Origin of the sequence: Butyricicoccus sp., assembly GCF_050872565.1 — a bacterium.
In the GTDB taxonomy this organism is placed as follows: domain Bacteria; phylum Bacillota; class Clostridia; order Oscillospirales; family Butyricicoccaceae; genus Butyricicoccus_A.
This window is the reverse complement of record NZ_JBNMHC010000051.1, coordinates 1-9175: the sequence shown is the minus strand read 5'-3', so window position 1 is coordinate 9175 and position 9175 is coordinate 1. Positions and strand designations below refer to the sequence as shown.

Sequence of the window (9175 nt, the reverse complement as noted above, 5' to 3'; positions counted from 1 at the left end):
CATTTGGATTATCCGCTTCGAGTGATGAAGCTGCCGCACAATCAGCCGTCCCTCAAGGGATATAAAAACTATGTCGATGAGGTGCTTCGGCTGCTGATTGCAAAGGATATTGCGTTGGAGAGCAATGCTAAGGGGTTGTATGGTTGGCAGAAGGAAGTTGGCCCAGAAGACTTTGTTTTGACGCGGTATAAAGAATTGGGCGGCGAATTGATTACCGTCGGTTCTGATTCTCATGCGCCGGAAACCGTTGCGCGCGGCATTCCGCGTGCGCTGGAGCGATTGCAGACGGCGGGTTTCCGATTCGTCACGGATTTTGACAAAAAACGTATCATCCAACATACACTATGATGGGAGAAGACAATGAAACAGGCATCCGTACAAGCACATGCAAAAATCAATCTGACACTCGATGTGACGGGCAGACGGCCGAATGGGTATCATGACGTCTGCATGGTCATGCAGTCTATTGGCATTCATGATATTGTCACGGTATCGACAGGAACAGGCACGCAGGACATTGAACTGACGATTTCTCATTGCGATTTACCGGCAGACAGCAGCAATTTGGCGTATCGGGCGGCACAACTGTTTTTGCACACAATGAATCAACCATCGGACGGCATACACATTCATATCGAAAAGCATAATCCGATTGCGGCTGGTCTTGCGGGCGGAAGCACGGATGCAGCAGCTGTACTGGTGCTGCTCAATACCTTGTATCAAACCGGATTGACACAGGAACAGCTGATGGAAATGGGGCTAAAGCTCGGCGCAGATGTTCCGTTCTGCATAGCGGGCGGCACGATGCTGTCGGAAGGCATTGGAGAAATTCTCACACCGCTGCCGGATGCTCCGCAGGCATTTGTCGTCCTGTGCAAGCCACCGGTGGCAGTATCTACACCGGCGATTTATAAGGCGATTGATGACGTAGAGATTGCGAAGCGTCCGGATACACCGGCGATGCTTGATGCACTGCGCCGCGGCGATTTACAGGCGGTTTCCCGCCAGCTGTACAATGTCATGCAGCCGATTACCGCGCAGATGCATCCAGAGATTGACGATATTTGCCGAACGATGCAGGAGCAGGGAGCGCTCCATGCGATAATGAGCGGTTCGGGGCCGACTGTCTTTGGCTTGTTTGCCGACAAACAGCAAGCTGAACAGGCAAAACAGCTGCTCGCCCAGACATATCAAGAAGTATTTCTGACGGATTTCTGCCGCGCTGGTCAGATTAAACAGGGATAAAAACGGCTATACTTCCAGTATCACAAATCTGGAAGGAGTCAATACCATGGGCAATACAAGTGCTTTGCGGCGTAAATGGGAGCTTACCCTTGCGCTGACGCTGTTTTTTGTCGTATGCTATGCGGCCTTTTGCGGTACGCAGCAGGAAAGGCTTTCACAGCAGGTGTTTCGCCTGCGTGTCGTCGCCAATTCGGATACAGACATAGATCAAGCCATCAAATTGCGGGTGCGTGATCGAGTACTTACGGTTGTACAGCCTTTGCAGGCGCAAGCGACTGACCAGCAAGACATGAAAAACCTTTTGCGGGCGCATATGCAGGAAATTACGAATGCCGCACAGCGAGAGATTTATTCCTGCGGCGGCACACAATTGGTCAAAGTACGATTGGCGCGTGAATGGTATCCGACGAGACAGTATGATACCTTCTCGCTTCCGGCGGGATGGTACGATGGATTGCAGCTGCGCATTGGAGAGGCACGCGGGCACAATTGGTGGTGTGTCGTGTATCCTTCGCTGTGTTTCAATGCGGCAGAAGGAGAAACAACGTTGACAGAGGATGAAAGAAATTTCATTCATCAATCGGGAACATCGTGCGAAATTCGATTTCGGACAGCAGAATTGCTGGGAAATTTGCGCAAAATAGTCTCCTGATAGGAAGGAACAAAAACTATGGTGGATAAACAACAAAGAAGTGCACAGCAAGGACGAAACGCGTATTTGCCGCTCTTCATGCTGATCCTGTTTATCATACAGCCAGTTATGGATGTTTTGTCATTTTGGCTGACAGAATGCGGCGTGAGCAATACAGTCTCTCTGCTTTTGCGCTTTTTTGTCCTGTTTGGAACAGGAGCTTTGGGATTTGCCCTGAGCAAGCACAAAAAAATATATTTGTTATTTGGCGGCATTGTGCTTATCTTTGCTGTACTGCATGGATGGGCTTGCTTGTCCGCAGGATATGAGGGCTGGCAAAATCCGATTTATGATTTGACCAATTACATCCGCGTCGTGCAGATTCCGCTGTTTACGATGTGTTTTATCACGTTTTTGCGAGAGACTGGCGAGGAAGGCTATCAGACCATCGAGCGGGGCTTTGTCATCAATTTTGGCTTGATTGTACTGGTAGAACTGCTCAGCACAGTGACGGGAACCGATCCGCACACCTATGCGAATAAGCAGATTGGCGTACTGGGATGGTTTTATTTTGCCAACTCCCAGAGTGCAATTTTATCCGCAATGGTTCCTGTCATCTTGATGAAAGCACTGCGCGGCAAAAAGCTGTCCGTGTTTGTTGCCAGCACAGCCATTTGCTTTGCCGTGCTGTATGCATTTGCAACTCGACTGTCATACTTGGCTATATTTGTTTGTGCTATCGGATTGATACTAGTTATGCTGCTCAGCCGCAAGGTGGATAAACGAGCCGTGGCTGTCCTCTTAATTGGCGCAATTGTGTGCGGCGTAGGGTTTCCGTTGTCTCCGATGTATAAAAATCAAGCAGCGCATCAGAAGATTGTGCAGCAAAAACAGCTGCAAGCCGATACGATGATCGAAGAACAGGAAAAACTGCATCACACAACGGTAGAAAAATCGCCGGAGATCTGCCTGCTTCCGGTATATGAAGAACATTTGGGCGGACTGGTGGATCGATTTGGAGCCTCTCGCGTGATGCAGGCGTATGACTATACTAGCGATGCGGAGCGGTTGTCAGGCTGGCGAGAGATGAAATTGATCTATTGCCGATTTTTGATGGAAGATGCCGGAAAGTCAGCGATACTGTTCGGTTTGGATTTGTCGGACATGACGTGGAATGATGAAAACTACGATGTAGAAAATGATCTGCATGGCATCTATTATCTGTACGGCATGGTTGGCTTGGCGTTATTTGTTGTATTTTTGCTATATTTTGCGGCTCTTATTTTGCGAGCTCTGCTACAAGATTTCAAGAAATATATGACAGGGGAAGCTGGTGCGTTTGGTGTTTCTCTGTGTCTGCTGCTGCTGCATGTCTATTGTACGGCGGGCGTTTTGCGCAGACCCAATGCGTCTTTCTATCTTTCGGTCGTGCTGGCAGTGATTTATTATTTGGTGAAAATACGAACGTATCCGACACAGCCGAAACCTTGACTTTTGTCGAATGAAACGGTATAATGTGTGGCGTTCTATATGGGATAAATGCAACAAAAAGTTCCGTCAGCGGACGGAATGGAAAGGATTTACAGGACTTATACTATGGTAGCAATATTTGAACGCTGGAGGGAACAATTAAAAAAGCATCTCGCGGCCATCATCGTACTTTTGTTTGCGGTACAGCCGCTGATGGATATTTGTTCTTTCTGGCTGGATAAGCTGGGCATGAGCACCACGCCGACGCTGCTGATTCGCATGTTGGTATTTGCTTTGACGGCATTGATTGGCTTTTGCTTATCTGATAAAAAACGATATTATTGGGCATTGGCGGCAATCTGTGCAGTATTTTTCGTATGTCATGCCGTCAGCTGTGCGCGTGCGGGATATATCAGCCCGTTTGCGGATTTGACCAACTATATTCGCGTCATTCAGATTCCGATTTTTGCGCTGTGCTTGATTACGTTTTTGCGGGCAGATACACACAGCTATCGTTGGGTTGGCGTTGGTTTTGCGGTATCCTTTGTCATTATCACGGCTGTAGTCGTGCTCAGCGTTGTGACAGGAACCAATCCGTATACATATGTCGATGACCAGATGGGTATTTTGGGTTGGTTTTCGACGACCAATTCACAGGCTTCCATTGTCAGCATGATGACGCCGATCTTGATTTGTATGGCGTATCAGTCAAAGAAAACTTGGCTGTTTGCGGCAACAGCCGTGCTGTCGTGCGCACAGCTGTATTTCCTTGGTACACGACTGGCGTATATGGCGATTTTCGTTTCGGTATTCGGCACGATTTTTGTCGCTGTCCTGTGCGGAGAAGTGAAAAAGCTTCGCTGCGGCATTCTGCTGCTTGTAGCTGTTGTCTGCGTGCTGGGTGTGAAACAGTCTCCGATGTATCAGCACCAGCAGACATATTCGCAGTTCATGGAAGAAAAGCAGACCGTACTCAACTCGATGAGTGCAGACCGCGGTACAACAGTTACCAAAGAAGAAGTGAAAGATGCAGAAAAGGGAAATTCTTCGCTGGAATTGCTGCATACAATGAATCAGATTTACTGCTATTACCGCTCGGATCTGGTACAGCGTTTTGGTGTAGAGCGTGTGATGAAAAAGTGTGATTTTTCTAATGATGTCTCTCAGATGACCGCGGCGCGCAAGACAAAGATTATCTTCTGTGAGCTGCTCATGGATGAAATGCCGGAGACTTCCAAGCTGTTTGGCATTGAGCGCGATCACATGAATTATAAGGGAGAAAGCTATGACGTCGAGAATGATTTCCATGGCATTTATTTCCTGTATGGTGCAGTCGGCTTGGCATTGTTCCTGATTTTCCTTGCTTATTTTGCGGTATTGATTGTCATCGCCTTGGTTCGCAATATCCAGAAGTATTTCACTCTGGAAGCAGGAGCCTATGGTATGGCGTTCCTGTTGGCACTTGCCAACGCATACAATACAGCGGGCATTTTGCGCAGACCGAACGCTTCGTTTTATCTATCTGTGATTCTGGCTGTTATTTTCTATCTGACACGCATCAAGCAGTATCCGGAGACACAGCCGAAGGGCGTGTTTGCTCTGTTTGGCAAGAAGAAAAAAACAAAAGAAAGATAAGCTGCAAATCCTGTCCAGAATATTCTGGACGGGATTTTTCGTCAAACAGGCGCATATACTTGACAGATAGAGGTGATTCGATTGGCGAGAAAAAAGAAAACCAATAAATTCCTGCGATGGATGATTGTTTTGCTTGCGGTGGCGGCTTGTGCATGGTACGGTGCATCTCAGCAGCAGACGACACAGCAATCTTCCGATACACCGGAACGAATTGCAGGAATTTCGGTACATACCCAATATATTCCAGAAGATTCACAGGCGCGTTCGGGACGAAAACGCGAGATTCATTACATCGTCATTCATGAGACCGACAATACCGGTGCTCACGCGACGGCAAAAGCACACAGCGAATATCTACAGGAAAACTGCTGGAAGGAACAGAAAAGCTGGCATTACACGGTGGATGACCATGAAATTTGGCATCATCTGCCAGACAAGGAAGTGGGATACCATGCGGGAGACAGCAGCTGGAAAGAAGGCGGCAATCGGAATGGCATCGGCATTGAGCTGTGTGTCAATCAAGGCGGAAATTTTGACCAGACCATGCGCAACGCTGCCCAGCTGACCGCATATTTGCTGCTCAAGTACCATTTGACAATAGATGCCGTCAAAAAGCATCAGGACTTTTCTGGAAAGATTTGTCCCTCAACAATCATTGAAACCAACCGTTGGCAGGAATTTTTAAATCTTGTACAAGAGGATTATGCAGTGCAGAAAGCACAAGCGCAAAATACCGGTGCATAAAATGCGCGCAGCAGGGAATGCTACTACCGAATCAACAAAGAGGAGGACATGAACATGGAAAAATGTCATGCAAACAAGAGCATTCACTGCAGCGTCAACCAGTGCGCAAACCATTGCAGCACTTCGGACTACTGCTCTCTGGACAGTGTACAGATCGGCACTCATGAGATGAATCCGACCGAGAAGAAGTGCACCGACTGCAATTCCTTCAAGTTGGGTTAAACCGCTTGTAAATTGTAGCATGTGACAAAACATCCCCAGACTAAGCCGAAATGGCTTGGACTGGGGATGTGTGCTTTGTGTGGAGAAAAACCGTTATCTAGCTGTCATAATTCTTTGTACAATTGCGGCAAAGAATACGACGATAGGAGCTAGTTCTGTGCGAATGACGGATTGGAACGAACCGCCCATCTGCGTGATGAGATAGACATTGCTGCCAATATAGCAGGCAAAGAAAATGACGGCAATCAGCAGGGCGAGATCGGCTGCCATGTGGCCGAAGAAGCGAGCTTGTGGACGCAGAATAAACAGAGCAACCACATGCAGAGCTTCCAGTGCGACAACGATGTAGCCGACGATGGAGAGCACGAACAGAGCAATACGAATGACCAGCGATACAATGGCTGGGTCGCTCTGCGGAATCAACCAGCTGACCAGAGAATTGAGGTCAGAGGACAGCGCGGACATGCTGGTTAAGCTGAATGTGCCGCTTGCCGAAGCGACGTTGAGTCCCAGCCAATTCTGGAAGAGGAAAAAGCAGATCAGTGCGGCGCAAATCAGAGAAATTACAATCTGAATCAGACCTAAATCGCTTTTGCCAAAAATAGAAGAACCGGTGGGGATAGAAAAAGATCTTCCGGAGGAAAACGGCTTTCTACCGGATGAAGAACTGCCGGAAGGGATCTTCAGCTTGCCGCGCAGCAGGAAATACGTGATAATCAAAGCGGCGATGCCAAAGGTGGCACGCATTTCGCCGCCGGAACGAGCCAGCGTGGCGACACCAAGTGCACAGGCAACATAGAACAAGAAAAATTTACCGGTCTTTCGCAGCAGGAAATAACAGACGGCCGAACCAAGGCTGAGCAGAACCGAAATCCAAGCGACATGAATGAGCGCTTGTACGCCGAATAGCGCATGAACAATGGTACAAATCAGCAGCCAGATAGAGGAGATGCCGCTGTACGCAGCAGAGGAACCGCTGCCGGATTTCTCTTTCTTGACAGAAATTTTGATTTTTCGCTTTTTCTGCTTTTGCTTTTTTTCCTCTTTTTCTTCTTGCTCAGACTGCTTGTTCTTTTCTTGCTCCTCTTTTTTTATTTCTTCGGGAAAATGGGTCTCTGCACCACAGTAGGGACAAAATTTCACCCATTGATCGACCTTTTTTCCACATTCTCTGCAATACATACAATAAACACCTTCTACTTATTTGTTTTTCTTTTGTTTTTTCAAAATTTCCAACAGCGTATCCCAGTATTCCCGCGGATGCTTCTGGACATTGGGGCGGAAGCCCTTGATTCGAGACAGCGCGCGGCGATGTGCCGGGTTGATCGAACGAGTCATGCGTTCCAAATTCTGGCGAGAGAACCGCTGCTTTTCTTCTGCAATGCGCTGGCTCAAGCCCAACTGCTTTTCTGTGAGATTGGAGACAAACAGCTCCATGTGCTGGTTGATATTTTCCTCGGCTTCCTTCATGAAAGCATCCAGACGGGTCAGAGCGGACAGAGTCAAAGCCAGATCGGCGGAAAATAACGCCATCAACGCCAAAGAGATGCCTTCCATGGCGAGCGGCGGGATGCTGGTCGTATGCGAGCTGATAAACGGATACAGCTTGAATACGATGAACACACCGGCGCAGCCAAATAACAGCGAGGCGGGGAGACAGATTCTGCCGTTAAGGTTCAACGGCAGATTGCTGTAATCCCACCAGTACGCGTGAAACCATTTTTCCAATGCCCAAGAGGTCAGATATTCCATGATCGCACTGCCGACCATAGAGATAAGAAATACCTGCCAGACAGTGAGAGTGGGAATATGATTGAAATCTAATAGGTCAATCACAATAGAAATTGCAATGGCACCGAAGCCATAGATTGGACAGATCGGGCCGTATAAAAATCCGCGATTGGCCCATTGCCGCTGTGTTGCTGTGCAGTATACGGTTTCAAAGCACCAGCCCAAAAAGCTGTAGACCAGAAACCAGACGAAATATCGGCTGATAATCATGTGCGTGTGCGCTCCTTTCGTTTGCGAAGAAAGAGCGTTTCATATAAAGAACAATATTTATCTGCGATACATACGATGATGGCAGCACGAGATGTCGGAACCTGTGTCAATGTCAAAGGCCACATGTGGCAGCGGATGACATCCTGCGTCTGTTTGCCGATGCGGAAATAGTGCTGTGCGTTTTTACGGGCAGCTTCCGGATGGCTGAAGCCGTGCAGGGGATGCTCGTGGTTTTCGTCTACATGCCAATCGTATAGGTAAAAATCATGCAGCAATGCGCCGATCATCAACGCTTTTTGATTGGCACCGAGATGAAATCGATTGTTGAGCCAGCAGCTCACTTCGGCTACATATTTGCAGTGCTGTAACGTGGATACGGAACCGTGCTGGATGTACGCATTCATCTGCTGTACTTTGTCGTTTTTTAAATACGGACGAAGCAATTGATACAGTGCACGGCGTTCCTGCCAAGTTAAGGTAAGTTTCATATGTCAGCTCCTTTCTGTCAAATTTTGCATTATTTTCCTATATATCATACCATAGATTATCTGGAAAAAGAGAACATTCATAGAAAATTTAAGACTTTTTTAAAAATAGTACCGTTTTGTTCCCATGAATGGTATACTAAACATATACACCTCGATTTTGAGAGAGAACAGAGGAGGCTTGGCTATGTGGCAAAAAGAAGACACGACCTATCGCGACTTGCGAGAGAGTTCGCTTGACCAGTGGCTGACGGAAATGGAAGCACATGAAGATTTGCAGGTACGCGGCGGCGTGCGTTTGGCGCGGGAATATCTTGCCTATTTGAAGAAAGAAAATCAGAGACTGCAAGAGCAAAATCAGTTGACACAGACCTATTTGAAGAAAGCAATCTTAGATAAGAGAAAACGGTGAGGAAAACACATGAAGTTCTTTCAGTATTATGATGAAGCACACAATGTTTGTTTGGGATTCTGCCATGGTGAAATGCTGGCAGATGCACAGGCAAGTGCAGCAAAGAGCGGCGCACAGCTGCCAACAACGTTAAGGGGTATATTAGACAGCGCAGATCAGGCGGCTGTTTTGGAAGCGTATCAGAAGCTGGAGCCGGTTGCAATTGCCGGTACTGTTTCGTTTGCTCCGGCGGTTTCTGACCCGGAAAAGATTATCTGCATCGGCTTGAACTACAAGGCACATATGGACGAAATTGGATTTGCGCGAGATCGAGAATTTCCGCCGGTATTT

General features: G+C 47.7%; 10 protein-coding genes and 2 pseudogenes. 9 read left to right on the top strand and 3 right to left on the bottom strand.

Annotated features, from left to right (window positions below; all coding sequences use genetic code 11):
* The 7 genes and pseudogenes from ACR0P9_RS03830 to ACR0P9_RS03800 form a co-directional block, all read left to right on the top strand.
* Positions 1–348 (top strand): annotated as a pseudogene (locus tag ACR0P9_RS03830) (hypothetical protein); the annotation flags it as partial.
* Between the two features lie 12 nt (positions 349–360).
* A complete protein-coding gene (ispE, locus tag ACR0P9_RS03825) occupies positions 361–1245 on the top strand; it encodes a 4-(cytidine 5'-diphospho)-2-C-methyl-D-erythritol kinase (protein WP_432617511.1) in 885 nt (294 codons plus the stop codon).
* 46 nt (positions 1246–1291) lie between these two features.
* The gene (locus ACR0P9_RS03820) at positions 1292–1897 is read left to right on the top strand and encodes a stage II sporulation protein R (RefSeq protein ID WP_432617510.1); all 606 of its coding nucleotides are present in this window, start codon (positions 1292–1294) and stop codon (positions 1895–1897) included.
* Positions 1898–1915: 18 nt separating this feature from the next.
* Positions 1916–3367 carry an O-antigen ligase family protein gene (locus ACR0P9_RS03815; protein WP_432617509.1) on the top strand — a complete coding sequence of 484 codons (1452 nt, stop codon included), beginning with the start codon at positions 1916–1918 and terminating at the stop codon, positions 3365–3367.
* 105 nt (positions 3368–3472) lie between these two features.
* The gene (locus tag ACR0P9_RS03810) at positions 3473–4981 is read left to right on the top strand and encodes an O-antigen ligase family protein (protein ID WP_432617508.1); all 1509 of its coding nucleotides are present in this window, start codon (positions 3473–3475) and stop codon (positions 4979–4981) included.
* Between the two features lie 81 nt (positions 4982–5062).
* Positions 5063–5725 (top strand): peptidoglycan recognition protein family protein, encoded by a 663-nt coding sequence (locus tag ACR0P9_RS03805; protein ID WP_432617507.1) that lies wholly within the window; start codon positions 5063–5065, stop codon positions 5723–5725.
* A 54-nt stretch (positions 5726–5779) separates the two neighbouring features.
* Positions 5780–5947 carry a DUF1540 domain-containing protein gene (locus ACR0P9_RS03800; protein WP_432617506.1) on the top strand — a complete coding sequence of 56 codons (168 nt, stop codon included), beginning with the start codon at positions 5780–5782 and terminating at the stop codon, positions 5945–5947.
* Positions 5948–6040: 93 nt separating this feature from the next.
* Here the strand turns inward: ACR0P9_RS03800 and ACR0P9_RS03795 are convergent, their stop codons facing one another.
* From ACR0P9_RS03795 to ACR0P9_RS03785, 3 genes are read right to left on the bottom strand one after another with little or no spacing between them, the layout of a single operon-like run.
* Positions 6041–7129, bottom strand: a complete 1089-nt coding sequence (locus ACR0P9_RS03795) for a zinc ribbon domain-containing protein (protein WP_432617505.1) — start codon at positions 7127–7129, stop codon at positions 6041–6043.
* Positions 7130–7147: 18 nt separating this feature from the next.
* Positions 7148–7948, bottom strand: coding sequence for a putative ABC transporter permease (locus ACR0P9_RS03790; RefSeq protein ID WP_432617504.1), 801 nt, complete (start codon positions 7946–7948; stop codon positions 7148–7150).
* Positions 7945–8436, bottom strand: a complete 492-nt coding sequence (locus ACR0P9_RS03785; RefSeq protein WP_432617503.1) for an HD domain-containing protein — start codon at positions 8434–8436, stop codon at positions 7945–7947. The genes ACR0P9_RS03790 and ACR0P9_RS03785 overlap by 4 nt, the downstream gene beginning before the upstream one ends.
* A gap of 184 nt (positions 8437–8620) precedes the next feature.
* Between ACR0P9_RS03785 and ACR0P9_RS03780 the strand changes: the two genes are divergently transcribed.
* Together ACR0P9_RS03780 and ACR0P9_RS03775 are read left to right on the top strand one after the other, a co-directional pair.
* Complete coding sequence (locus ACR0P9_RS03780; RefSeq protein WP_432617502.1) at positions 8621–8845, top strand: hypothetical protein; 225 nt, start codon at positions 8621–8623, stop codon at positions 8843–8845.
* Positions 8846–8854: 9 nt separating this feature from the next.
* Positions 8855–9175: pseudogene (locus tag ACR0P9_RS03775) on the top strand (hypothetical protein); the annotation flags it as partial.